This is a genomic window from Shewanella sp. ISTPL2, from assembly GCF_013283205.1.
Taxonomy (GTDB): domain Bacteria; phylum Pseudomonadota; class Gammaproteobacteria; order Enterobacterales; family Shewanellaceae; genus Shewanella; species Shewanella oncorhynchi.
This window is the reverse complement of the sequence record NZ_JAAPAV010000001.1, coordinates 1362385-1388262: the sequence shown is the minus strand read 5'-3', so window position 1 is coordinate 1388262 and position 25878 is coordinate 1362385. Positions and strand designations below refer to the sequence as shown.

Annotated in this window: 19 protein-coding genes; 3 read left to right on the top strand and 16 right to left on the bottom strand. The window is 44.3% G+C overall.

Going from position 1 to position 25878, the window contains the following annotated elements; genetic code table 11:
- Positions 1-2: 2 nt before the first annotated feature.
- From kdpA to HUB64_RS06205, 8 genes are all read right to left on the bottom strand, one after another.
- Positions 3-1727, bottom strand: coding sequence for a potassium-transporting ATPase subunit KdpA (gene kdpA / locus HUB64_RS06240; RefSeq protein WP_131525162.1), 1725 nt, complete (start codon positions 1725-1727; stop codon positions 3-5).
- Between the two features lie 8 nt (positions 1728-1735).
- Positions 1736-1816 (bottom strand): potassium-transporting ATPase subunit F, encoded by an 81-nt coding sequence (locus HUB64_RS23380; RefSeq protein WP_105252297.1) that lies wholly within the window; start codon positions 1814-1816, stop codon positions 1736-1738.
- 225 nt (positions 1817-2041) lie between these two features.
- The gene (locus HUB64_RS06230) at positions 2042-3040 is read right to left on the bottom strand and encodes an FAD:protein FMN transferase (protein WP_173496605.1); all 999 of its coding nucleotides are present in this window, start codon (positions 3038-3040) and stop codon (positions 2042-2044) included.
- A gap of 52 nt (positions 3041-3092) precedes the next feature.
- Positions 3093-4574, bottom strand: a complete 1482-nt coding sequence (locus HUB64_RS06225) for a TrkH family potassium uptake protein (RefSeq protein WP_173496604.1) — start codon at positions 4572-4574, stop codon at positions 3093-3095.
- Positions 4575-4586: 12 nt separating this feature from the next.
- Complete coding sequence (locus tag HUB64_RS23375; RefSeq protein ID WP_368039651.1) at positions 4587-4946, bottom strand: DUF4118 domain-containing protein; 360 nt, start codon at positions 4944-4946, stop codon at positions 4587-4589.
- Positions 4947-5233: 287 nt separating this feature from the next.
- The gene (locus HUB64_RS06215) at positions 5234-6394 is read right to left on the bottom strand and encodes a PLP-dependent aspartate aminotransferase family protein (RefSeq protein ID WP_173496602.1); all 1161 of its coding nucleotides are present in this window, start codon (positions 6392-6394) and stop codon (positions 5234-5236) included.
- An 18-nt stretch (positions 6395-6412) separates the two neighbouring features.
- Positions 6413-7417, bottom strand: a complete 1005-nt coding sequence (locus HUB64_RS06210; RefSeq protein ID WP_173496601.1) for an isopenicillin N synthase family oxygenase — start codon at positions 7415-7417, stop codon at positions 6413-6415.
- Positions 7418-7804: 387 nt separating this feature from the next.
- Positions 7805-8836 (bottom strand): isoaspartyl peptidase/L-asparaginase family protein, encoded by a 1032-nt coding sequence (locus tag HUB64_RS06205; protein WP_173496600.1) that lies wholly within the window; start codon positions 8834-8836, stop codon positions 7805-7807.
- A 120-nt stretch (positions 8837-8956) separates the two neighbouring features.
- Between HUB64_RS06205 and HUB64_RS06200 the strand changes: the two genes are divergently transcribed.
- Together HUB64_RS06200 and HUB64_RS06195 are read left to right on the top strand one after the other, a co-directional pair.
- A complete protein-coding gene (locus HUB64_RS06200) occupies positions 8957-10807 on the top strand; it encodes an autotransporter assembly complex family protein (protein WP_028760161.1) in 1851 nt (616 codons plus the stop codon).
- The gene (locus HUB64_RS06195; protein WP_173496599.1) at positions 10804-14793 is read left to right on the top strand and encodes a translocation/assembly module TamB domain-containing protein; all 3990 of its coding nucleotides are present in this window, start codon (positions 10804-10806) and stop codon (positions 14791-14793) included. Before HUB64_RS06200 ends, HUB64_RS06195 begins: the two co-directional genes overlap by 4 nt.
- Before the next feature lie 191 nt (positions 14794-14984).
- Here HUB64_RS06195 and rplY read toward each other — a convergent pair whose 3' ends face one another.
- Complete coding sequence (rplY, locus tag HUB64_RS06190; RefSeq protein WP_028760163.1) at positions 14985-15272, bottom strand: 50S ribosomal protein L25; 288 nt, start codon at positions 15270-15272, stop codon at positions 14985-14987.
- Positions 15273-15575: 303 nt separating this feature from the next.
- Between rplY and HUB64_RS06185 the strand changes: the two genes are divergently transcribed.
- Positions 15576-16007: a hypothetical protein gene (locus HUB64_RS06185; protein ID WP_106650352.1), complete on the top strand. Its 432-nt coding sequence runs from the start codon at positions 15576-15578 to the stop codon at positions 16005-16007.
- On the opposite strand, the gene HUB64_RS06180 is transcribed toward HUB64_RS06185, so the two are convergent.
- From HUB64_RS06180 to HUB64_RS06150, 7 genes are all read right to left on the bottom strand, one after another.
- Complete coding sequence (locus HUB64_RS06180) at positions 15958-16506, bottom strand: DUF882 domain-containing protein (protein ID WP_028760165.1); 549 nt, start codon at positions 16504-16506, stop codon at positions 15958-15960. The genes HUB64_RS06185 and HUB64_RS06180 overlap by 50 nt on opposite strands.
- Positions 16507-16660: 154 nt before the next feature.
- On the bottom strand, positions 16661-18265 hold the full coding sequence (locus HUB64_RS06175; protein ID WP_249195588.1) for a murein L,D-transpeptidase: 1605 nt from the start codon (positions 18263-18265) through the stop codon (positions 16661-16663).
- 198 nt (positions 18266-18463) lie between these two features.
- Positions 18464-20647, bottom strand: a complete 2184-nt coding sequence (gene mdoH, locus HUB64_RS06170) for a glucans biosynthesis glucosyltransferase MdoH (RefSeq protein ID WP_173245230.1) — start codon at positions 20645-20647, stop codon at positions 18464-18466.
- Between the two features lie 23 nt (positions 20648-20670).
- Complete coding sequence (locus tag HUB64_RS06165; protein ID WP_049821716.1) at positions 20671-22299, bottom strand: glucan biosynthesis protein G; 1629 nt, start codon at positions 22297-22299, stop codon at positions 20671-20673.
- 490 nt (positions 22300-22789) lie between these two features.
- Positions 22790-24187: an ATP-binding protein gene (locus HUB64_RS06160; RefSeq protein ID WP_173245233.1), complete on the bottom strand. Its 1398-nt coding sequence runs from the start codon at positions 24185-24187 to the stop codon at positions 22790-22792.
- A gap of 84 nt (positions 24188-24271) precedes the next feature.
- On the bottom strand, positions 24272-24931 hold the full coding sequence (locus HUB64_RS06155; RefSeq protein ID WP_173245236.1) for a response regulator transcription factor: 660 nt from the start codon (positions 24929-24931) through the stop codon (positions 24272-24274).
- Between the two features lie 20 nt (positions 24932-24951).
- Positions 24952-25860, bottom strand: coding sequence for an FAD:protein FMN transferase (locus HUB64_RS06150; protein ID WP_173496598.1), 909 nt, complete (start codon positions 25858-25860; stop codon positions 24952-24954).
- Between the last annotated feature and the right edge of the window lie 18 nt (positions 25861-25878).

The window sequence follows — 25878 nt, the reverse complement described above, 5'->3', positions numbered from 1 at the left end:
GACTATTTCTCCAGACTCATAGTGGCAAGTTCTAAAGCTTCGCCAATAGGCCCTAATACCGCCGCAGGTAAGAAAGACAAGAAGTTAATGATTAAAATCACAGCAATAAGGGTGAAACAAAAGGTGGGACTCTCGAGCTTCAAGCTCGCGTTACTGTCAGGGCTCACTCTTTTACTCGACATCATCCCCGCAATCGCCAGCGGTAAAAACAGTGGCAAGTATCGACCAAGCAGTAAGGCGATAACGCAGCTGATATTCCACCAAGGCGTGTTATCACCTAAACCTTCAAAACCCGAACCGTTATTAGCAAAAGCGGAGGTATATTCGTAAAAGACTTGCGAAATTCCATGAAAGCCGGGGTTGCTGTTGCCCGTAATACTCGGGATAGCCACTGTGATCGCCGTCAAACCTAAGACGCACAAGGTAGGTAAAACTAATAGACTTCCCAAAAGGGTGATTTCACGGGTTTCGAGCTTACGACCAAATATCTCTGGCGTACGGCCAATCATCAATCCCGATAAGAAAACAGCAATCCACACATAAACGATAAAGTTAACAAAACCGCAGCCAATACCGCCCCATATCGCATTAAGTAACATGCCTGATCGCGTCATCAATCCCCCGATTGGATTGAAGGAATCGTGCATGGCATTGACCGAACCGTTAGAGGTTTGTGTGGTAAAAGAAGCCCATAGCGCCGAAAGCTCAGGTCCAAAGCGAACTTCTTTACCCTCCATATTAGGCCCTTGGGCGCTTAATCCCGCAAAGGCGGCGTTGGGTTGCAACTCGCTGTACACAGTTGCCCCAAGAAAACTGACGCTCAATAAACCCATAGCAACCAGAGCCATCAAGGTAAATTTTTTGCGTCTTAGCATTCCGCCAGCCATAAAGACGACGGCCATAGGGATCAGCACTAAGGCAATGGTCTCGATTGCATTACTGACTGGCGTTGGGTTTTCAAGCGGGTTACTACTGTTGGGGCCATACCAGCCCCCGCCATTAGTGCCTAACTGCTTGATGGCCACCATAGAAGCAACGGGGCCGATCGGAACGACCTGCTCAGTGATAGGTGATGCAGAATCTAAGGTGTTTACTTTTTGCGCACCGTCAAAACTACTCGGTACGCCTTGCCAAGTCAGTAACAGCGCCACAATAGCCGCTAATGGCAGCATAAGTCTGAGCACACCGCGCACTAAGTCAACATAATAGTTACCCAGATTTCGAGCCTCGCCCTCTTTGGCGCTGTCATTATTCAACCCGCCTAACATTCCCCGCAAAATCGCCACACAAACCGCCAGCGCCATGGCTGGAGTAACAAATTGCAGCGTGACAATGACAAATCCTTGGGATAAATAACTGAGCTGAGCCTGCCCGGAATAGTGCTGTTGATTGGTATTGGTGAGGAATGACACCGCAGTGTGCAACGCCAGATCCCAAGATAATGGCCCTATACCATCGGGGTTAAGTGGTAACACATGTTGGAATTTAAGGATAAGAAACGCCAAAATGCCAAGTACCAAGTTGCTGATAAGAAACGCCGCACCATAGGATTTCCATGTCATCCCCGAATGGGCATTTACGCCTATAGCCCGATAAATCCACTTTTCAATGGGATTAAATAAACGATCTGAAAAATGGGACTGACCAGAGAAAACCCCTGTCATATAGGATCCCAACAGCCATGCGAGCCCAAGCGCAGTAGTAAAAATAAGGGTAATTTCAAACATAACGACTCCTAAAACTTATTAGGGGCAAACATTGCCACTGCTAAGTAGATGAAAAGTGCTATGGAAAGTATTAGAAATATCCAGTCCATATAATTTGTCCTTAAGAAAGTGAGTAACAGGACAAATATATGAATTAACCGCGTAAAGTCTCTAGAGTTCAAATGACTAATCCCGTAAAGAATACGTAAAAGTCATCATAATCAGTAGTAAATAAGGCCACAATAAACCATGGCATTAGCTATAAAAGTAAAATAAAAATGCCAGCTAGAAATACTAACTGGCATTAACACATGACCTAGCGATGATATTGTAGATTAATTAAGCTCTATATTTTTCATTTTATTATAGCTATCAGTCTTAATTTCTTTAAGTACACCTTTATTGTCATCAATAAATAATGCTTTTATATCATTCTGATTAGCGACGACTAATCCTTCTTGACTTCCTAAACATAATAGCGCTGTAGACCAAGCATCTGCTCTAGCCGGATCCGTTGCCAATACAGTTACAGATACTGTGTTATGGGTTACGGGTTTACCGGTTCGCGCATCAATAATATGTGAATAACGCTGCCCTAAATGATCAAAATAATGACGATATGTACCCGATGTCATGATCGCTTGAGGGAAATCAATAAGCAGAACCTTTTGCATTATTCGCTGTTCGGGCAGCGGTTTTTCAATCGCGATTTTCCAAGCAGAACCATCGAGCTTACTGCCGTGGACGACCATTTCGCCGCCAATCTCTACCAAATAATTATTGATATTGTATCGCTTTAGCACATCTGCAACTTTGCCTACGCTATATCCCTGTCCAACCGAAGATAAATCAAGATGTACCTCTGGCAAATCTTTAGTTAGCATTTGATTATCAATACTTAAATGATGTAAGCCTACATAGGTTAATGTCTGTTGGAGTGCACTTTCTGTAGGAATGGTTAATTGGTTATGGGTAAATCCCCACAAATCGAATAATGGTTTAATGGTCAAATCATAACAACCCTCCGTTTTTGAAGTGACCTCCTTGGCTATCCCTAAAAGCCCTAAAATATCATCCCCGACCGCCATAGCGGAGTGCATACTGTTAAAACGAGAAATCACTGAATCTGAACGGTAAGTAGACATATGAAGATCTATTTCTGCCAATTGCCGCTCAATCTCGCGATTTATCTCTGTACTATTTAACTTGTCTTTACTCCAAAATGTCACATGCCAACTCGTTCCCTGCGCAAGGCCTTCTAACTTGGTATAAACTGGCGATTTCTGACACCCTACTAGCATAATGAGTAATATACATCTCAATAACCATTTCATTTAATGACCCTCCGAGTCAATTCGACAAATCAACCATAAAATACACTTAAAATTAAAATCGCCAGAATGCCCGTGAGAAAATAATGAGTACAGGAAATATTTCTAATCGCCCAAAAAGCATAGCGACACACATCAGCCATTTAGCCGCATCTTTTAACGTGCCAAATCCAGATGCAGTGTCACCATAACCAATCCCCATATTATTAATGCACGCGGCGACTGTTCCAAAGGCGGTGGAAAAATCATGTCCAATGGCGACCAATCCCCATACAAAAACGCAAGTAAAAAATATGTACAGGAAAAATAATCCCCATACTGAGCGAATGACTCTGTCTGAAACGACTTGGCCACTAATCTTTGTCGTTAAAATAGCATTAGGATGAACCAATTGATGAATTTCTCGTATCCCTTGACGGTACAAAAGTAAAAATCTGACAGCTTTAATACCGCCACAAGTAGAACCAAAGCATCCACCAAAAAAGCTCGCGCCTAATAATAAAAGCACAATATGACTGGGCCAATTAGGATAACCTGCAGAGGCTAATCCATTGTCAGTCATAACTGAAACCGTTTGAAAAAATCCATGTACTAATGAATCTTTAATATCAAAAGTTTGAGTACGATTAAGCTCTAAACAAGCGATCCCAACAACGATAGATAATATGAGAATAAAAAATCGAACCTCCGCATTATACCAAATAGGCTTGAAGCTTCGCCGAACTAACACTATGTAGTATAAGGCGAAATTGATTGCTGCAAGTATTGAAAACACACCACCCACAAGCTCAATTGCAGCACTGTTATAATATCCTAAGCTGTCACTATGTGTGGAAAATCCACCCAATGAAACGGTAGATAGACTATGACATATGGCATTAAACCAATTCATTCCTGCAAGTTTATAAGCAACTGCACAACCTAAGGCAAGTACGCTATAAAGCCCCCATAAATTTCGAGCCGTATCCGCAAGGCGAGGCGTCATCTTTTCCTCTTTCATGGGACCTGGCATCTCAGATTGATATAATTTTGCGCCACCGATACCAAGAAATGGCATAATTGCAACGGCCAAAACAATTATCCCTAACCCACCAAGGAAATTAAGCTGTGCTCGATAAAATAAAATCGATTTGGGTAGTTCATCAATATCTGAAAAAATCGAGGCTCCAGTCGTCGTAATGCCAGACACACCTTCAAACATGGCATCGGTTAAACTCAAGTCCAATCGTCTATCAAGAAGAAAAGGTAATGCACTCATTAAGGAAAATATCAACCAAAATAAACAAGCGACCATGAAGCCATCACGTTTTTGCAGATTTTTATTTTCCTCACTTGTCATCTTCCAACCGACCACACCAATAAAAAGGGAGAGGAGGAATGTGATTAAAAATGGAGTGATATATCCATCTTTATAAAATAATGCAACAGCGATAGGCATCAACATGGTGAAGCTATATATGACAATCAAAAAGCTACATAGATGAATTATGGTATGAAATCGAGAGCTAGATTTCTGTATTCCACTGACTGCAATCATTCCAACTCACCTTTAGATATTTATCGTGAAAGACTTAATGAATAATTTATTAGGTATCATAAAATACGAGCGCTCATGTCCTGTTCTAAAATCATGTGCAATCGATAACGGAGTTAGGTTACGAAATAGATCGTCCCCTAATACTTTTTGTTGTCGTCTAAGGTGGATTGCAAGTTGACTTATCGTCGCGACAATGGCTATGACAATAAAAGTGATTAGATTGATAAAAACAGCCACATCTATCATTGGGAGGGAATAATAAGGAGCGTTAAATAAAAAATGAACACGAATAGCTTCAAAAAATGCAGCCATATACGCATATTGAAAACAACATTGAAGTGTAATCATAACGACAACGAGTTGGAGTACAATAATAATGCTTTAGATGACACCCTCCAAGAGTGTAAATACAAGCAAATAGCGAGTAAGCACTCAGAAATAAAGCTCAACCTAACAGAGAGTTTAAAAACACTTAGTTTGTCCATAAAAATGTAAGTCGTTATGTCATACAGATTTTCACTTTAACAGACGAAAACAATTCTGACGCGTAAAAAAAACGTAAAAAATTACGGAAATTAACTTTATATAGACGAAATTAATAACATTATACGTTTGAAATCCCCAATCAATTTAACTGGGGATGGCTAGTATCAATATGCTTAAATGGCTAAGGCTTGCTCAAGATCGGCAATCAAATCTTGAGGATCTTCGACGCCAATGCTCAATCTAATCAGGTTGTCATTCACCCCTGAAGCTAGCCGACTCGCAGCATCCATAGCGGCATGGGTAGTGCTAGCGGGGTGGCAGGCAAGGCTCTCTAAGTCGCCTAAACTGACCGCTTGAGTAAACAAGTTCAAATGATCTAAAAACTGCGCCGCTCGATTAAAGCCCCCTTCGAGCTCAATACTCACCATACCGCCAAAGGCGTTGATGGTTTCACTCAGAACTTGATGACCTTGATCCTCTGCTAGCCCTGGGTAATAAACTTTTGCAACGCTCGGATGGGTTGCAAGAAAAGCGGCGACCTTAGCCGCGCCCGCAAGATGAGCATCCATTCGAAGTGCTAAGGTACGTAAGCCTCGCTGTAATAAATAGGCTTCCTGTGGCCCAATCGCGGCGCCGATATGTTTAAGCGCTATAGTGCGAATAGGTTGCATTAATGCCTTAGGTCCAGCGACAACACCTGCGATTAAATCGCCATGGCCACTTAAATACTTAGTGGCACTGTGCATCACGATATCAATGCCATGTTCCAGCGGTTTGAATAAATACGGGGTTAAAAACGTATTATCACAAATGGTTATAGCGCCCACTTTTTCGGCGGCAAGCTTAACCTTACGGTAGTCACTGACTTTTAAGGTCGGATTGGTGATGGGCTCAAATAAAATAATTTTTGTTTCGGCGGTAATCTCTGCCAATAAATGATCATCATCTTGATAACGGCGCACAGTAATACCCGCGCGGGTTAACGTTTGGATTAAAAATGCCGCAGTGCCACCGTATACGGGGTCGATAAATGCGATTTCATCACCTTGACTCGCTAAGGCATAGAAAATACTGCTGATTGCCGCCATCCCACTCGCAACAACGAGTGATTCATCAGCCCCTTCCAGTTGTGCTAATTGATATTCAAGCGCCTGCACTGTCGGATTCGCCATGCGACTGTAGATAAAGCCCGGTTGCTCACCTGCAAAACGGGCTCGACCATCCTCGGCACTACCGTAGGCGAAGGTGCTACTTTGATAGATAGGAGTTGTAAGAGCGCCCGTCGAGTTATCAGCGGCATAATGGGTGTGAAGTAATTTAGTTTTAAATTGCATAATAGATCCTAATAACCATTAAATGGCATGAGCGAATGAGGCGTAATGTGCTTGAGCAACGTCGGGATGAGAGCGCAAACGCCCTTTTAATACGTTCTGGCCCACTTGGTGGAAAAGAGGATTTAATGGATCGCTTGCCGGTCCTTGAGCTTGGTTCGCCAGATGCTTTGGCAAAGGTAACAAAGGAACTGTCGCATTCAACTGCGCCGCCATAAAAAAGGCACACGAGTAGCGCTCGACCCCAGCAGGCGGGCTAGTAACCCTATGGTTGGTTGCCTTTAAATACCCATTAGAAGCCAACTCAAGTAATTCACCTATATTCACCACAAAGGCGTCTTCTAATGGCGGTATGCTTAACCAACCTTTGTCAGTCTGAACCTCTAAACCGGATTGCTTATCTTGCAGCACTAAGGTCAAATAGCCAGGATCTTTGTGTGCCCCTACGCCTTGGCCAGAAGTCTGTCCATCCGCGCTGGGATAGCGAATAAGCTTCATATGCTGATATGGACCCGCTTCAATCGTGGCATCAAAGGCGCTTTCTGGCTGCTCCAGCGCAACAGCTAAAGCCCTCAATAGTGTGACACTGGTATCGGCTAAATCCTGTTGCCATGCCAATAAAGTCGATTTCATCTGTGGTAATTGTGACGGCCATTGATTAGGCCCCTGTAGCTGCCACCATATAGGCACATCAGACTGCTGAGGGTTAGCCACTTCTTCTTGCATGATATCAAACTGTTCCCGCAAGTCCGGTTTCCCTAAGGTCAATTCACCTTGCAAACGGGTATAACCGCGAAAATGCGGTGTATTAGCCATTTTCACCGCAAGTTTATCTACGACGGGCAGCGCAAAGAAATCTGCCGCTAACTGAAGTACTTGCTGCTGTCTAGCAAGCTCAATGCCGTGGCCTGTGAGATAGAAAAAACCTATTCTTCTGGCAGCATCGGCAAGCTTAGTAATAAAAGCGTTACGACGTTGTCCGCCGGCATGCCAATCACTTAAATTCAATATCGGTAATTGTTCCATCAATGACTCCCATTTAATGCATTGTCTGAGCCGGATTCTATGCCTTTATGGGTCGATGGATAATGAATTAATAACTATTTGATATATTAAACAGTAATAATAGATCATTTAGATATATAGACATCTAGGCTTCTATACTGCTAGATTTGAATTTCAAAGGGTAAAACAGCGCTAATTATTAGGCCAACTCAAACCGCACCACTCAGATAAACATCATAAGCCATACTGCTTAATGATATTTATCTGGTTACTTTTCAAGATATTAGTAAAATTAAGATATAAAAATAAAAGCGAGCCCACTTTTGCGGCACTCGCTTTTTAAGGTTTTTAAGTTTTAACGTTTCTAAGTCATGTCAGTTATAAACCTAGATGCTTCTACCAATGACATTATTGATCATGCCAAATCAGCACTTGGGCTGGCTCACCATTACTACGGGTGGCGCGGTACATACCTTCGGTATTAAATGGCGTAGCAATATTGCCACGCTGATCGACTGCAATCACACCACCCGAACCGCCAGCAGTGATAAGACGTTGATTAATAACTTCATCTGCAGCCTGAATGATGGATTTTTGCTGATATTTCACCTTGGCACAAATATCCCCCGCGACGAGGTAACGGATAAAGAATTCACCATGACCCGTTGCCGATACGGCACAAACACCGTTTTCAGCATAAGTGCCAGCACCGATGACAGGAGAGTCACCAATACGACCAAAGCGTTTTGCCGTCATACCACCGGTCGATGTACCTGCAGCTAAGTTACCCTTTTTATCTAAGGCGACAGCACCAACGGTACCAAATTTGTAATCGAGGTCCTTCATCTCAACATTAGCAACTTGTTCAGATTTAGCCGCAGCTTGCAGTTTTTGCCGTGCATCGAGTAATTGCTGATAACGCTCGTCAGTATCAAAATGACGGTTTGGCACTAAAGTAAAACCTTGAGTCAGTGCAAATTCTTCCGCTCCTGCGCCCGAGAGCATCACGTGCTCAGATTTATTCATCACGGCCAAGGCTAAGTCAATTGGATTGGCAATATGACGCACTCCAGCGACAGCACCGGCATTCATGGTTTTGCCATCCATAATGGCGGCATCTAATTCATGTCCGCCGTCATAGGTGTAAACCGCGCCTATACCAGCATTAAACAGAGCACTATTTTCAAGGACATTAATTGCGGTTTGTACTGCCACTAAGCTGTCACCGCCCTCCTCTAAGACTTTTGAGCCTTTATCGACCGCTTCCTTTAACTTATCTTTGTAGGCTTGGCGTTGTTCAGGGGTGAGATTAGCTTTAGAAATCGTCCCCGCGCCGCCGTGGATCCCAATGGCGAACGGTTTATCATTGGCAAAGGTGTTATGCGACATAAAAAGTAGACCCGAAATAATTAAACTAAAGGTGGCTAATTTTGTTTTCATTCTTTACATCCCCTTAAAAAGTAGCGTCCTTTGTAACCATTTCATCGTGTAATTTCAATCATCTCCTTGCCTGTTGGTTTTATTCTGGCGACAATGATGCCAAATCACAGGGACTATAAAGTGCAGCCATTTTTGCAAATCACCTCACATTACATTCGTCTTTGCTTGTTTCTGAGTCTGATTTCAGTCACATCAGTCGCGGCAGCAGATGATTTTATCAAATTATCTGTTACAGGCGTAAATGAAGCGCTTCGAAGCAACATAGTTGCTCACTTAGGCGCTTTACCTGAATCTGAGGTGCAGCGCCGTGCCTTTTTGTTTAATGTCGATGACAATATCAGCACCGCCTTAGAATCCATGGGCTACTATCACGGTGAAGTAGAAGAAAAGCTGATTGAGCATGACAAGGGACCGTGGGAATTAAAACTTGAAATCAGCCCCGGCGAGCCAACCATTGTTCAGTGGGTCGATATTAATTTTAGTGGTGAAATGCTTGATGACCGAGCCTTCGATCAATGGCTCGCAAAGGTCAACATTAAACCCGGCGATGTGTTAAATCACGGTGTTTACAGCGACGTAAAATCGCAACTGGTCACCTTAGCCTTGGCACGAGGTTACTTCGATGGCGAATTTACTGAATCACAAATTAAAGTTAACCGCGATATTAATACCGCACAGGTAAGTTTGCATTTTGATTCAGGCAAACGTTACCGATTTGGCCAAGTCAGTTTCGATGGCCATAACTTAGAACCCGATATATTAGAGGATCTTATCCCCTTTAAAGAAGGTGCTTCATACTCAACTCGCCGTGTAAGCGCCTTGAATCGTCAGTTATTAGATACTGGTTATTTCGCCAATATCAAAGTGATCCCCCAAATCGATAACGTCGAAGATAACCATATTCCAATGCGAGTCGAATTAACGCCTAAGGCAAGTCACGCAATTGAACTCGGGTTTGGTGGTGATATTGGCAAAACAGATCAAGCCTTTGATCCGAGGGTGCGCGTGACTTGGCGTACACCACAAATCAATAAATACGGGCATTCCCAAGAAACCAGTCTCGAATGGTCGCCCGATAGACCAAAGTTATTAACCACTTATACGATTCCGCTCACACATCCCTTAGACGATCAATTGAAGATCCGCCTCGGTTTGCTGCGGGACAAATACGGTGTGACTCAAGTATATGATGCAGAGAATCGTGATTTTAGTAACACAGGCCAGCTCGAGTCGACTAAGTACCTTCTGGGACTATTACGTCAACAAAGACTAGAAAATCAATGGCTAATGAGTTATTCGTTGGAGGCCATACGCGAAGAATATACTCAGTCTGACGTCGATTATATGCCGTCGTTTTATCTGGCAGGAATTAACTTTTCTCGGACTAGCCGGGGTGATAACTCACTGGATCCTAAATCCGGGTTTAGACAAATTTACAGCCTAGACTATGCCGATCCCTATTTAGGATCAGAAACCCGCCTAGCCCGCTTGCAAGCTAAATTTAAATGGATTGATACCTTCTTCGATAACCACAGAATCGTTGCTCGTATTGATTTAGCTGCCAACTTAGCTAACGAGAATGATCTTGCCTCTATCCCACCATCACTACGCTATTTTGCCGGTGGCGATCAGAGTGTGCGCGGCTATGGTTATCAAGAACTCGGCCCCTATTTAGACTATGTTGCTGACGATGGAAAAACCAATCGCGAGGTTATCGGTGGCCGCTATTTAATGGTTGGTAGTTTGGAATATCAATATTATGTGACCCCCACTTGGCGGGTCGGCACATTTATCGATGCGGGTAACGCCTTCGATAATAATCAATTTGAACCTGTCGTCTCTGTCGGTGGCGGTATCCATTGGATCTCCCCGATTGGTCCAATCAAATTAGATTTAGGGGTCGGATTGAAAGAAACTGAGACCATTGAAAGATCATGGCGAATTCACCTAACCATGGGGACAGATCTATGAGTCAGCCCCCAGAGCATAATAAGCCAAGCGAACAAGATATCGTTGATAATCCCATCATTGAAGCCAATGAACCCGAAGCCACTGAAACCATAGTGACCTCTGTCACCCCATCGGTGTCATTCATTCAAAGACTGTGGCGGCAGTTCAAACTCTGGACTCGGATTATTATCTATGTGCCATTAGGGCTTTTAGTGTTAATCGCCCTATTACTCGGCACTGAATTTGGCTCGCGCATTACCGTGGGTTTAGCCGATCAATTTGTACCCGATCTTGAACTGACTTATACCTCTGGTTCCATTAACAAAGACTTAGCCCTATCACACGCGGCTTGGTCTATGGCCGGAATAAACGTGCAACTTGAGGATCTGCATTTACTGTGGCAGCCCGCCTGTTTACTGCAAAAACGCTTATGTGTGAATAGCTTATCTGCGGCTAAAGTCGATGTCACTATTGATACCCTAGCGCTTTCTGCAGACTCAAACGAAGCACCAGTCGCGCCACTTGATGAAGAATCCAGCGAGCTCCTATTACCCTTTGATATTGTTTTAGATTCTGCTGAACTCAATGGCGTTAATATCCAAGTGGATGATATGCAATTTACCGCTAATCGTCTTAACGCAGAAGCACAATGGTTTACCGAAGGTTTGTCGGTTAAACAGCTATCCAGCGAAGGATTATTCATACTGATCCCTGCATCAACCGATGTAGCAACACAAACTAGCACGGCAGCGGTAACGAATGCAGCAAATCCCAGCACTGCTAAGAATACTACACCGACACCATCGGCCAGTCCGTCGCTAACAAAAGAGGCTGAATGGGCTTTAGCACAATTGCCACAAGTATTTATGCCTTTCCCTGTGACAGTCAATGCCCTAACGTTAGACAACACCACACTGCAAATCGGCGATCGTAAAGATGTTTTTGGCCATGCAGAACTACAAGGCAGTTTCCGTGAATACCAATTGACCTTAGACCATCTCGCCATCAGCCACACCGATGGCAGCGTCGATATCACAGGCAGCCTAACACTTGATAAAGATTATCCACTCGATTTAGAGGCAAATCTCACCCTTAACCAACTAGTCGAATTGCCAGATCTCACTCATCAAGTATTAACGTTAAAGCTGAGCCAAAGTTTAGGGCAGCTTCAGGTGGATGCCGTCGCCAAGGGCGATGCCGACTTTACGCTAGATGGCCAAATAACACTGCAAGACCCTAACCTGCCCTACAAGGTGAAACTTGAACAGACACGGCTTCAGTGGCCACTGAAGACCCCTGAATACTCGGTAAGCGATGCCACACTCGATAGCCAAGGCGACCTTAATCGGCAAGAGGCGAGTCTTACTGGCCAACTGATCACACCCTTTCACAAAGTGCTCGACATAGACACTGACATCCATCATCAAGATGCTAAGTTAACCATCAATAATCTTGATGTAATGGGCGCGATTGGTAAGGTCAAACTCACAGGCGAACTCGATTATCAAAAAGCCATTAGCTGGAACGCCAATCTCTGGATCAATGACGTCAAATTACAAGAAATACAGCTGCCACAAACGGATACAGCGCAAAGTACAACGGGTTTACCGGACAGTTTGATTTCAGGAAAATTACGCACTAAAGGCTCATTTGCAGACCCCCGTTGGCAAGTATCCCTGAGCGATACTGAGCTCACTGGCACTTTACAAGGTTATCCCTTCGACATTACAGGGGATATCAGTGTGAATGACTCCCTGTATGTCAGTGCTAAGGGGCTGAACGCCAAAGTACTAGGTTCAACTCTGGCACTCAAAGGCGAAGCCAATGCCAATTGGGATCTCCAAGGTGAATTACAAGTGCCCGACTTTGGCCTATGGTTACCTAAGGCCAGCGGCCAACTACAAGCGCAGATCAATGTCACTGGTGGCGAGAAACACCCCCAGGTCGAGCTTACAGCGCAGCTGGCAGAACTTTACTATCAAAACATTAAACTGCAGGAATCTAATTTAAAGGCCTATTACAAGCCGCTAGATCAACATGAGTTTGCTATCTCGCTAAAATCAAAAACCTTGCAGATTGCAGAACAAAATTTAGATACAGTGACACTCGGGGCGAAAGGTACCATTAACGCTCAAAAACTCACTCTCAACGCCACGGGCGATCTTGGGCTCGATGCAACGATGAGCAGCCAATACGATGTGAAGAAGTCACGACTACAGCTCGATGTTGATCGTTTAAATCTCAACACGCCCGTAGGCCTATGGCAGCTCGATAACACCATTAATCTGGCTTGGGACCAAATCAAGAATCAAGGCAGCATTACGCCCTTTTGCCTCATGAATCCCAATAGCCGTATCTGCCTAAACAGTGATACACCAATAGGTAAAAAAGGCAGCGCACAGGTGAGCTACTCAGGTAATCCAGGGCAATTACTTGTCCCAATATTACCAACAAATATGCGTTGGAATGGCCCTGCATCGCTATTAGCCAATGTTGCATGGGCTGCTGGCCGTAAGCCTACTGCCGATGTGAACTTTGATTTTGCTCCCGGCAGCATTATGCTAAAACGGGATAAAAATCGTGAAGTCACCATTAATTACCAAAACCTGTCATTAAAAGCGACCTTAGATGCAAAACGGCTGGCGACGGTTTTAGATTTTGAATCAGAAGGCGTGGCCAGTTGGCAGAGTGAGATTAACGTCAATGTCACACCCGATCGCACCCTGTCAGGTTATGCCAATATCAAGCAAATCAACTTGCAGCCACTTGGAGAGTTTTTCCCTCAATTAAATACAGTGCAAGGTTTGCTGACGAGTCAACTTAACTTTGCGGGTAGCCTAGATGCGCCTGAAGTATCGGGGAGCATGGCCTTAACTGAGGGCGCCTTAGCCCTAACAGCAAACCCAACATTAATCGACAAAATTGACATGTCGATGTCATTTGCGGGTCAACAAGCGCAGCTTAAGGGACGCTGGATGATGGGCAATGGTTTAGGCAGAGTGAATGGTCAACTGCAATGGCCCCAAGGTCAATTTAGTGGCGAGTTAGCCCTCGAAGGCGATAAGCTCGCCGTGATCCAACCGCCACTGGCTATTCTCGATGTCTCCCCCAATATCAACTTAACCTTCAACAGTAAGCAACTGGCAGTAAAAGGAAAAATAGCTGTGCCTTCGGGCAACATTAAAATTGTGCCATTAGCGGAAGGCGGTGTCGCAGCCTCCGAAGACGTGGTATTTGACGACTCCATTGCCGCCACTCAGCCTAAAACTAGCCCCTACGCCATCGTTGCAGATCTGAATATCAGTGTGGGGAACGAACTCAGAATTGATGGTATGGGCCTCAAAGGTAAACTCCAAGGGACCTTAAAGCTACAGCAGCAAGCTTTCCGTCCTCCTTTGCTCTTCGGTAATATCAAAGTCAATCAAGGTAGCTACAAGTTTATGGGCCAAACCCTAAAAATCCGCACTGGTGAAGTGCAATTTGTGGGGCCAACGTCATTACCAAACCTGAATATTGAAGCAATACGGGAAATTAAGACTGAAGACTTAGTGGCAGGTGTACGCGTCACAGGCACGCCATCACGCCCAGTAGTGACCTTGTTCTCCAATCCCGCCAAAGAGCAGGCCGAAATCTTGTCTTACATTATCAAAGGCAGTGGCTTTAACAGCGCCAACAATGAGCAAAATAACTCGCTGATGATGGGCGCGGCACTCGGTTTAGGTTCACAAGTGGGCGGCGGCGCAATTAACAACCTAGGGAATACCGCGACAGGACTCATTGAAGAGTTTGGTTTCTCTAACGTGCAACTCGACACTAATGATGAAGGGCGTGTGGCGATCAGTGGCTTTATCGGCGATAACTTAATGGTGAAATACGGAGTAGGTGTATTTAACCCTGGTTACGAAATGACAGTCAGGTATTACTTGCTCTCACAACTCTATCTAGAAACCGTGTCAGGCACTTTAGGCCAATCACTTGATATCTATTACAACTTCAATATCAAGTAACCATATGAATACCAAGATATTGACACTACAAAATTAGCATCCAATCACTCTAACCAAACAATCTCAAAATACGGGTTACAGTATGTTGAGGTTGTTTGGGTAAAGCCTAAGTGTCTACCCATAAATACAAACAACTAAAAATTAGTCACAAAAAAAGCGCCCTTAGGCGCTTTTTGCTTCAGTTACGACAATTAAGCGTAAACGAAGTCAACATGTTCAATGATTGGCTTGAACACGTGGCGTTGCATAGCTTGTGCACGAACACCCACTTCTTTACCATCAACAACGATAGTCAGAGTAGAAGTGTAGAAGTCAGCATTAGCTTGAATGTTAATGATATCTTTGTGATCAAAAACAATAGAAACTGGCTCTTTGCCTTGGCCATAAATAACAGCAGGTACTTTACCAGCATGGCGTAGGCGGCGGCTCGAACCTTTCCCTATTTCAGTGCGGGTTTGTGCTTGGATAGTGTAAGACATGTGTTTCTCACTTAAATTTAGAGTAAAAAGTTGCCGGCATTTTCGACCAATGACGGCTCATATAAAGCGCGCGAATACTAACATAGATACCCAAGGCGCACAAGAATACCGCAAGCCCTCTATTTATCGGCGTCAGCGTTAGCAAAACAGACCGCTATTTATCAAATTGAGGAACTTGTATCTTGGCTGTTACGGCAGAGAAAAGGCTTTGATCTCAAACAAAAAACACGAGATCTAGATCACACTGGGAAATTGAGAAGCCTGTTAAGCTCGGGCAAATTTCGATAACTGCTGTGTCAAAAAATGCGTCATGCGCTATACCAGTTACAACAAGAAAATAGACTTTCATGCCAACTGGCCCGTGAACTCGTCTCTCTTATCGAAACCGTTCCTTATCAGCAAAATACCCTCGAATTAAAATTCTTAGAATTGCTTGCCTGCACCCAACAAAAAAACCGCAGCTTGATCTTACTTATGCAAATTATTGAGTCTGTCGATATTGAGTCGCAGAGGCAAAGACAATATCAATTTTCACAACGTCTCAGCCTATTGATCTGTGATTGGCAACAACATAGAGAAATGAACAAACTCAATCAACAATTTATCCCGCTGCTCAGACATTACTTGATCGAATCGCAAGCCTTGGAACAAGATTTTTATCAGCAGATCCAACAACAGATCATTGCTACCAGTGCCTTACCGGACCACAATCGACGTGCACAAAGCCAGAATTAGGATAATAACCCACACCACCGAGTTTCAGGGATAAAGCCGCTTCTCTGAGGGTTTTTAGTTTAACGCTAGGGATCGCTATGTCCATCGCCATGCCGCGCATGTGATAACTCTTCTTAGCAACTCCGCCACTGTGGCTCACGAGCATGGCATTGGTTTTTGGTGAACGGTAACCGGAAATCACATGGATTTCATCGTTGGTATTCAAGGTTGTTTTGAGCGAGTGGAGTAAATCAAATAAGCGCTTATCCATAGGCGCTGCCACATTCTGACGATGATCCCGCAGCAAATGATTAAAATTGTCTAACACCTTGCTCTGATAATGACCATCTACCCAATAACTACCGTCATCGCGCTCGCCAGTATGACGATTAAACAAACTTAACTCACGGATCCCTTTGGTTGAACGGCTGGCAACCGCTTTTGAGGGAATAAAGGAACATAATGCCACACCACTAAGGCCTAACAATAACTGCCTACGGGCAGGACATATTAAAGTCACATGATCACCTTTTGTATGCTTTTTGGTCACTAGTAAGGCAAATTATACTGAATAAGCCCTAAGATCAAGTTTTGCCAACCCCATTCTGAGTAGGATTTCAAAATGCCAAGCGAGTTCAGATGGTTATCTTGCTCAGCTTTACAGCACAAAAACGTTAATGTTGTTCCAAAACCGTGGCAGGCACAGCATTCGTCAGCTCAGGTTCCAAATGATAAATATCGCGACGGTATTGCTCCTGCCCACTATCGTCTAACCATGCAGTCCAGTAAACCAGATGCACGGGCAACTTTTCGGAAAGTGAAAACCACTGAGGTTCAGTAATACCAGGGGCTAACTTGTCCCATAAACGTTTGTCTTTTACTAAATGCTCTTTAAACCACTGGGCTAATTCAGTGGCTTTTTCAATACGAATACACCCAGATGATAGTGCCCTATCGTCCTTTTTAAAGAGACTTGGCTCAGAAGTTCCATGTAAATAGACACTGAAACTGTTATCAAAGTGAAACTTATATTTACCTAATGCATTCTTCGCCCCAGGGCGTTGTACAAGCTGATAGGGAAACGAAGCGCTGGCTAAGGCCTGCCATTCCTCTGGCATGCGTTGCACCCGTTGACCGTTATAATCGTATACATCAAATTGACGTTCATTAAGATAATGACCATTTCGCTGAATTTGCGGCAGAATGTCCCGCCGTAAAATGCTGCTAGGCACTCGCCAACTAGGGTTAAGCACCACGCTAGAAATCTGACTGTCCAAAATCGGGGTTTGCCGAGAAGATTTACCCACAATGACCTTGGAACTTAACACTGGCGTACCATTATCGACCAACGTCATCTCAAAAGCGGGCACATTAATCAGCAAATAACTCGGCTCTAATTTACGTTCAAACACTCTTTGTCGAATAGTGTTTTTAGCTAATAATACCGCCCTCGCCCTTGGCGATTGGTTCACCCAAAATAAGGTCTGCTTACCTATCACCCCGTCCTGTTTTAGCCCATGCCTTTGCTGAAAGCGCTTAATGCCAATCATAAGTTCTTCGGTATAAACTTGATTCACTCTAAACTCAGTGGCTAAGTCTCCCAATATCCACACACGCTTTGCTATGGTATCAACGATTTGATGACTCATTCCTAAGGTTAACTTTTCATCTAGCACTAAAGTTTCCCATGGTTCAATTGTGTCCAATTGCACTAAATGAGCGATTTGCTTAAGCACCCTTTGATATTGGGGATCCTCTGGAATAACGGATGAAACCGTCTCTGGGGCACCAGCGTTGTTACATTCAACGGATGTCATCACATAATGCCAGTAACCGGTAACATCAGCTTGGATTCGTACTAAATCAGCAGTAGATAAGGTATTAGGAGAAAGCGTTAAGTCACGATAATGCTGGCCAAATACCGGATTAACGCCCGCGAGATCCAATAGCATCACCTGTGGCACTAAGGCCGCAAGCGGCAGCACAGCAGTAAGATCTTCAGCTTTACCCTCAAGATTTGGCTGTGCAGCAATACTCGAATTTGATGTTAAGGATTGAGCGCCATCAGTTGCACTTACCTTTGGCACTAAAATTATTGGAATACAGAAATAAAGGCTGAGTAATAGTTGCGCGAGATTACGCCTCGTCGGCATAGGGTTAATCTGCAATGCTTTCAAGTTCGCGATGTGGAACTCCTGCTCTATCAATTTGAGTTCTCTCACGTTTAGCGTTACACGCATGGATGGGGGCAAATAGCGAATGATCTTTTTCAATATCATAAATACTCCCTTAGCTATTTTTAAGGTCACCTGAGAGCCAGCGGGTATATCAATCAACAACACTATGATATGACTATTCCATGGAGATCAATTAATTACTAGGGGTTAACTCCAGATAATGAAAAGAAAAATGCCACTGAGATCGTCAGTGGCATTGATATCAAACAAACTCGCATAAATATGCTGATCAAGTGTTCGTTAGCAAAAAGACACCAGATCTTCTTCGACAAATTGCTCTGGTAATTTCTGTAGGCTACGTAACATCAAAGGATTTGCCAACACCATCGCCATTTCTTGACGATTGAGTAAAGCTAATGCGCTCTGTTGACAACGAGCTTCATGCACCTTCACATGCACTATGGCTTCCATCGCTTCAATTGGTGTACCCGCAGCACGCAAAGGCTGTTTATCCACCATGGCTAAATGCAATTCCATCAACGCAGGGTCTTTAAGTACCTGTGCTAAGGTCCAAGGCTCAGCAATGTGTCTTTGGTAAGCGGCGCGCGCTTCTTGCGCTTGCAGACAAATTTGCGCAGGGTTACGTTCTTCTGGTGTTGCAAGAATACCGGCACGCTTGAACACTTCGCCAATTTTGACTGAACCTGTCCATGCCGAAATTGGCACAGCAATCCACAGACCGATCAACGCCGGACTCATCCAAGCTAACAAAGTCAAAGAATCCAAAATTGCCGCATAACCTAACATCACACCTGCCAGCATATGCCAGCGGTGACGATAGATTAACGTCATCCAAGGCATACTGCCGTCATCACGACGTTGCGGCGACCAACCACTGTCCCGCCCCATCAGAATTGACATCACAGCACCACAATGGATAAACATCATGATAGGTGCAATCAGCGCTGAAAGTATGACCTCAAAGATCACACTGAATATCGCTTTAATTCGACCACCAACACTGCGAGCAAACTCACCGTCTTTAAGCAGCAACAAGACACCAAATACTTTAGGGCCAAACAAAACCCCCATAGTAATGTAGAACAATCTTAATGCCCTATCCGAGTCCATGATGGGCCAAGTCGGGAACAGTGAAAATTGATCGGTGAAATATTCAGGTCGAATAAAGTGTGCCTGCAAAGCCAACATCAAACCGGTCAAAATCAACATCAACCAGAAAGGAGATGACAAATAAGCCATGATACCCGTCAGTAAATGTAAACGGCTTACCCAGTGCAAACCTTTAGTCGGCAAAATACGCGAATGCTGCAAGTTACCTTGGCACCAGCGGCGATCACGCACGGCTAAGTCGATAATCGACGGTGGACATTCTTCGTATGAACCCGGTAAATCATAAGCAATAACCACACTCCAGCCCGCACGGCGGATCAGCGCAGCTTCAACAAAGTCATGGCTCATGATATGACCACCAAAAGGTGGCTTACCCTTAAGGTTGGGTAATCCCGCTGCGGTCATAAAGGCTTCGGTGCGGATAATGGCGTTGTGGCCCCAGAAGTTACCTTCTTTTTGTACCCACCAGCCTAACCCGGTACCAATTACCGGACCATAAATACGCGCCGCAAATTGCTGTAAACGGGCCATTAAAGTGGTGCCATTGATCAACGACGGAATCGTTTGGATCAAACCCGCATCAGGATCGGCCTGCATGCGCTGAGCTAAGCCAGTGATGGTTGAAGACTCCATCAAACTGTCGGCATCAAGCACTAACAAGTGATCATAACGCGACCCCCAACGACGGCAAAAATCGGCTACGTTACCCGCTTTACGGGCGACGTTTTTACGACGGCGACGGTAATACACCCGCGAATGCTTATGGGTTTCTTGACGTAACACCAGAAACGCCTGCTCTTCGAGTAAAGCAATATCGGGATCAGTAGTATCACTTAAGATAAACCAATCAAAAGCATGACCGTGACCCGTTTGCGACAAGGTTTCAGCCATCACTGAAACCGCCGAGAATACCCTATCAGGAGATTCGTTATAGGTCGGCATCAAAATCGCGGTTCGCGTATGCAGTTCAGTCACTTGCAAATCTTTTGCCCGCGGTTTTCGCAGTAAAATTAAAAAACCTGCAATACCGCTACAAAACGCCAAAGCAATCCAGCAGAAGTTAACCGCAAACAGCACTAGCACTAAATATTCCAGAGGAGTAATTCCGCCAATGCTAAATACCGCCCCCATTTCATAGATAGCAAACAAAGATAATAATAAAGCCCCACCCACCACAAACACACGACGGTAGGTACGCGAGCGTACCCCATCAGCCACAGTGCTACGGCGAGGGAATCCCACTGGCATCTTACTTAAATTTTGGGGTTCCATAGCGCCAGGCCGTTCATTTGGCATAGCACTACCACCCACGAGGACTTCCGTCTCGAGTACCGAGTTATCGGATACAGTCATATCATGTTGCTCCGTCATGAACCTTACAGCGTCCAGCGATAGAGCCAGGTTTCAACCTGACGAGGAGTTGGGAACTTAAGTTCAGCGCGCAGTTCGATAAGATCTTTATCTTCTGGCTCTAATTCAAAAGCTAAGCGATAGCCATTTTTAGCGGCATTACGGGCAATCACCACATTCGTGACCACACCACCAGAAGCTTCAACTTTAGCGACTGGCATTTCATCTGTCATCGGACCTTCAACTTGATAGTCGACCACAAATAAACGTCTTGGAGTCGCCTTAGCAATATCGGCACGACCACTGGCAGAGCGAGAAATATGTACGGCACCGACTTTCGCAGCAGGTTCTTCACCCCAACTCATGCGATAGGCAAAATGAAATTCACCGCCAGCAGGAATAGGCTGACGTGGTTTCCAATAACTAACAATGTTGTCATGAATTTCAGACTCTGTCGGAATTTCAGTCAACACCACTGAACCTTGCCCCCAATTACCCACAGGCTCAATCCATAGGCTTGGGCGACGTTCGTAATGGGCTTCTAAATCTTGATATGACGCATAGTCACGCTCACGTTGGATCAGACCAAATCCCTGAGGCGAGTTGTCAGAAAACGCACTGACTTGTAACTGACGTGGATTAGCCAATGGGCGCCATAAATGCTCACCACGACCATTTAACATCAATAAACCATCAGAATCATGTACTTCAGGTCTAAAATCATCGGTGTCGTGACGACCATTGAGTGAATGTAAGAACATGCTAGTGCTTGGTGCTAAACCGACTTTGCTCAGCTCAACTCGAGGAAACAGTGTCGCTTCTACATCAATCAAGGTGTTATCACCGGGACGGACAGAGAAAGTATAGGCACCTGCTACGCTTGGGCTATCTAACAAGGCATGCACAACAATCAAGTTGCTGTCATTGTGTGGACGCTCAACCCAGAAGGCGCGAAATATCGGGAATTCTTCCCCTTCAGCGTCAGCCGTTTTTAACGCCAAACCGCGGGAAGATAAGCCATAGGCGTTACCTTTACCTAAAGCGCGGAAATAACTCGCACCTTGGAATACCATAAGCTCGTCAAATACACCATTCGTATTCAATTGGTTATGAATACGAAATCCTGAGTAGCCAATGTCGTCATTCGGCAGCGCTTGAGTAATCACTTCACCTGCGGTGAAATATTTAGGCTCATAGGCTAAATGCGTTGCATTCTGACCTTCTACAATCGCAATCTCGATCAGATCTTGAAAATAGAAACCACGGTGGAACATTTGCATTTGAAATGGCACGCCCTGATCACGCCAAATAGACGCAGTCGGGTTAAAACGAATATCTCTGTACTCATCGTATGACAGTTTAGCAAGGCCAGCTGGCAAAGGATCTTTGAGGGTCACATAAGGTTTCGCTGCCAAACGTTTTGCAATCTTCACGACAGTTTCGCTATCAAAAGCGCCTGTCTTAGTGAATCTGATTTGATTTTTTGTACTGGGCTGAGAAATCACTTTCGGTGGAGTAACCACAGGAACTGCCTCGGCGGGTTTTGTCTCTTCAGCGTACGCGACACCAGACAGGGCGACTACAGCGCCTAGCGTCAGTGAACATATGAGTGACGAATAAGGTTTGGACGATGGGCAACGCAACAAGCTAACCATAGATAGGTAACCTAAAAAATAAACTAAGAAATCAATGTTTTTTATGTATACAGTGAATTTTTTTCACTCTGATTTAGGGATGAAAAAAAACAGTTGCTTACATATCGCGAAAGATATCAGAAGGAGAAAAAAACTCATAAATAAAGATGCAGTTAACCCCTTCTACACAATACTATTTGAGAATAAGCTTATACCAAAAATGAATATTAAAATAACATTATCATGCTTATTTCTGTTTTCAAAGTTACAAAAACAAATTAAGTGATCCAAATGCTACATTATTGAAAGTAAAATGAGCCTTTTTACGCCTCAACTAAGTGTTGATGATCTTAGATGAAATATCACAATAAGCGAATCAATCCGTTGGTAAGCCTAAGGATTAACACTAAGACAGCAGGAAAATTCAAAATTTTACCCGCTTAAATGTATCAAAACAACTGAGCTGATGTCACTGAAACTGCGGATCTATTTTAACATTTCATTGCCTGAACTATTTTGGCAAAAAAAGTGTCACAGATAATCCACCTTGATCCCTAGGCGCAATCACTAAACGACCTTGGTGCAATTCTATGATGTGATAGCAGATAGACAAACCTAATCCCGCGCCTATGCCTTCATTTTCATTCACACGATAAAAACGTTCTGTCGCATTGGCAATCTGCGGCTCTGTCATGCCTTGGCCTCGATCAGCGACACAAATACAGATTTCATCATCCAAAGCATGGGCCGACACTGAAATTTCCGATTCCTGTGGGCTGTATTTACAGGCATTTTCGATAATATTCTTCAGTACAAGTAGCAAATAAAAACGATCACAGGTCACCGTTAGATTGGATGCGATATCGATATTCCATTCATAATCGGTGATTTGTGGCATTAATTGATTAAGCGCATCTTCGACCATAGGCAAAATGGCGTGGGATGACACATTAAGCTCATTAATCGAGTCCACCCTTGCTAATACGAGTAATTGTTCAACGGTATGACTCATGTGCACGACGCCAGCATCTATCGCAGCTAAATGGAATTTCTGCTGCGGATCATCATCAATCAGACTCTCTAAGCCATGTTGATGTAATTTAATCACAGATAATGGCGTTTTAAGCTCATGGGCCGCATCGGCGCTAAAACGACGCTCACGGGCGATAAATCGCGCGATACTATTGATATATAAGTTCAATGCGCGCCGAACAGGAACTAATTCTTTAGGCAATGACATAGTCAACGGGGTCAAATCGTTGGGCGCCCGTCCAATTAATTCTCTTTCAAAGGTTTTTAATGGCCGAAACAAGAGATAAAACAAGAAGCTAACAATAATTAATGTTAAAGGCACTACCATCAAGGGCACGATAACGGCATTATGCATGATTTGCGATACAAGCTCTTGGCGTACTTCATCCTGTTGAGCAGTGACAATCCAAACATGATTTTTAACCGAAAAAAAACTGAACACATGCCAGAGTTCTCCTTCGAACACTTTCTTATGATAACCCTGTACGAATCGACTGATAGGTTGATGACCAATATTATCCGATAAAACTAAGGCTTCACCCGCCTCACTCCAGATTTGAAACGCCAATTTATGCTCATAGGCCAGTTTCAGCGCATCGGCCTTTTCGGCAAAGGAACTGATCTGGCTATCGGGAACGTGGAGCACTTGGGGTATGACGAGATCCTGAGCTGTTGCATTGGGCTCAGTATGATAGAACAACTCCAACATTTTAGCGGTTTGGAGCATTTGCGCATCGAAGAGTTCTTCTATTTGATGCTTAGAATCCCGAGTACTCAACCAACTAGACACAGCGACGGATACTGAAATACCTGACAAAATTAATAATGTCAGTACCAAACGCAGTGAATACACATCTAGCCCCTTTAATCGAATCACTTCTTTTTCCTAACGACTATGCTTCAAGTCATCACTGCGTTATCAGTACCCACAAACGTGGAGCTTGTCATTTAACTCTTCAAATTAATTTATTTCAATCAAGGTATAGCCTATTCCACGCACGGTTTTGATTAATTCATTGGCAAGTTTTTTGCGCAGATGGTGGATATGCACTTCTATTGAATTACTGCCGACTTCATCCCAGCCATAGGTTAACTGTTCTAACTGACTGCGGGTCAATACACGCCCTGCCGACTGAGCGAGTTCGAGCAGTAATTGAAATTCACGCCGTGAAAGCAGCACATTTTGATCGCGAAAGGTCACTTCACGGGTATTTAAATCGATACACAAAGCACCAATAATCAAAATGTTGTGATCGAGCCCATACTGACGTCTGACGATAGCACGAATACGCGCGGCTAATTCACGCACATCAAAAGGTTTACCGAGATAATCATCGGCGCCCATGTCTAAACATTCGAGCTTAGTGTCAAAATCCGTATTAGCGGTCAGGACTATTGTGGGAATTGACACGCCCTGCTGACGCCAAGCTTTAAGCAACTCTTTACCATTACCGTCAGGCAATCCCAGATCGAGTACTATGGCACTGAAGCTTTCATTTTTAACCCCCAGCAAGGCTTGCTGATAACTATTAAGGTGATCAACTTGCATGCCCAGCTTTGCCAAACTCAAGCAAATCCCTTGGGCTAATAACTCATTGTCTTCAACCAACATAATACGCATTCAATGTCCTTAACTGAGCCCTAACGGAAAATACTGAACTTAACACCTTGTTGCTGTAAAAAATCTTCCGCGTCTCGCCCCTGCAGCATAGCCATAGTGGCGAGCATACCTGCAGTCACGCAGTTTGGCCCTAACACAGTCACAGAGCGCGGCGCATGGATAACGGGATAGCCAGTGCGTGGGTCAACAATATGGCCGTAACGCTTTCCATCGACTTCAAAAAAGCGCCGCGTATCGCCACTGGTCGCTAATGCACCCTGACTAATCGACAGTACACTCGCAGCGTGGTCAAGGTGTCGTGGGTCTTCAATTCCCACTTGCCATGGCGTCACTTTGGACACGGGACAAGCGATATCACCGCCAAAATTCACTAACACTGGAATGTCTGGATAACATTCGGCTAACTCATAGGCGACTCTGTCGACCGCATATTCTTTTGCGATACCACCAAAATCCAATTTCATTCCTGTTGGCATCTCAATATGGCGCGAATCAAACTCGATGCGTTCAAATCCCACTAAAGCTTTCGCGGCAAGTATGCGGCCATGTTCGGGCAATTGGGCTTTGGGATCAAAGCGCCACAGTTCCATTAACGGCCCAGCAGAAATATCAAAGAGTCCATCACTGAGCTGAAAACATTGTTTAGCAAAAGCCAATAACTGCCAGGTTTCTTCATCGATAAGCTGCTTATGACCATTGGCATGGTTTAATTGCCACAGACAATTCTGCGCGATAAAGCGACTGTACTTATGTTCGATACGCAGCGCCTCAGTGACAGCCATATCCAACATATCGTCTGCAATATCAAATTGATCGCACCCAATGAGTATTTCACAGGGACTCGCCATGGCCCTAAATTCACCCACATAACCCCAATCACGGCGCTGCAACGAATAAGGTGCGGTCTTTAGGGACGATGTCGACATCATAAATCACCTCTTCACATG

Excerpts from the sequence above, each read along its gene's own strand:
- rplY (WP_028760163.1), bottom strand. The coding sequence starts at position 15,272 with ATGTCTTACACTATCCAAGCACAAACCCGCACTGAAATAGGGAAAGGT.
- HUB64_RS06155 (WP_173245236.1), bottom strand. The coding sequence starts at position 24,931 with ATGCGTATTATGTTGGTTGAAGACAATGAGTTATTAGCCCAAGGGATT.
- HUB64_RS06225 (WP_173496604.1), bottom strand. The coding sequence starts at position 4,574 with ATGATTGCAGTCAGTGGAATACAGAAATCTAGCTCTCGATTTCATACC.
- HUB64_RS06175 (WP_249195588.1), bottom strand. The coding sequence starts at position 18,265 with ATGATATTGAAAAAGATCATTCGCTATTTGCCCCCATCCATGCGTGTA.
- HUB64_RS06205 (WP_173496600.1), bottom strand. The coding sequence starts at position 8,836 with ATGAAAACAAAATTAGCCACCTTTAGTTTAATTATTTCGGGTCTACTT.
- HUB64_RS06230 (WP_173496605.1), bottom strand. The coding sequence starts at position 3,040 with ATGAAATGGTTATTGAGATGTATATTACTCATTATGCTAGTAGGGTGT.
- HUB64_RS06150 (WP_173496598.1), bottom strand. The coding sequence starts at position 25,860 with ATGATGTCGACATCGTCCCTAAAGACCGCACCTTATTCGTTGCAGCGC.
- mdoH (WP_173245230.1), bottom strand. The coding sequence starts at position 20,647 with ATGACTGTATCCGATAACTCGGTACTCGAGACGGAAGTCCTCGTGGGT.
- HUB64_RS23380 (WP_105252297.1), bottom strand. The coding sequence starts at position 1,816 with ATGGACTGGATATTTCTAATACTTTCCATAGCACTTTTCATCTACTTA.
- HUB64_RS06165 (WP_049821716.1), bottom strand. The coding sequence starts at position 22,299 with ATGGTTAGCTTGTTGCGTTGCCCATCGTCCAAACCTTATTCGTCACTC.
- HUB64_RS06210 (WP_173496601.1), bottom strand. The coding sequence starts at position 7,417 with ATGGAACAATTACCGATATTGAATTTAAGTGATTGGCATGCCGGCGGA.
- HUB64_RS06195 (WP_173496599.1), top strand. The coding sequence starts at position 10,804 with ATGAGTCAGCCCCCAGAGCATAATAAGCCAAGCGAACAAGATATCGTT.
- HUB64_RS06185 (WP_106650352.1), top strand. The coding sequence starts at position 15,576 with ATGCGTCATGCGCTATACCAGTTACAACAAGAAAATAGACTTTCATGC.
- HUB64_RS06215 (WP_173496602.1), bottom strand. The coding sequence starts at position 6,394 with ATGCAATTTAAAACTAAATTACTTCACACCCATTATGCCGCTGATAAC.
- kdpA (WP_131525162.1), bottom strand. The coding sequence starts at position 1,727 with ATGTTTGAAATTACCCTTATTTTTACTACTGCGCTTGGGCTCGCATGG.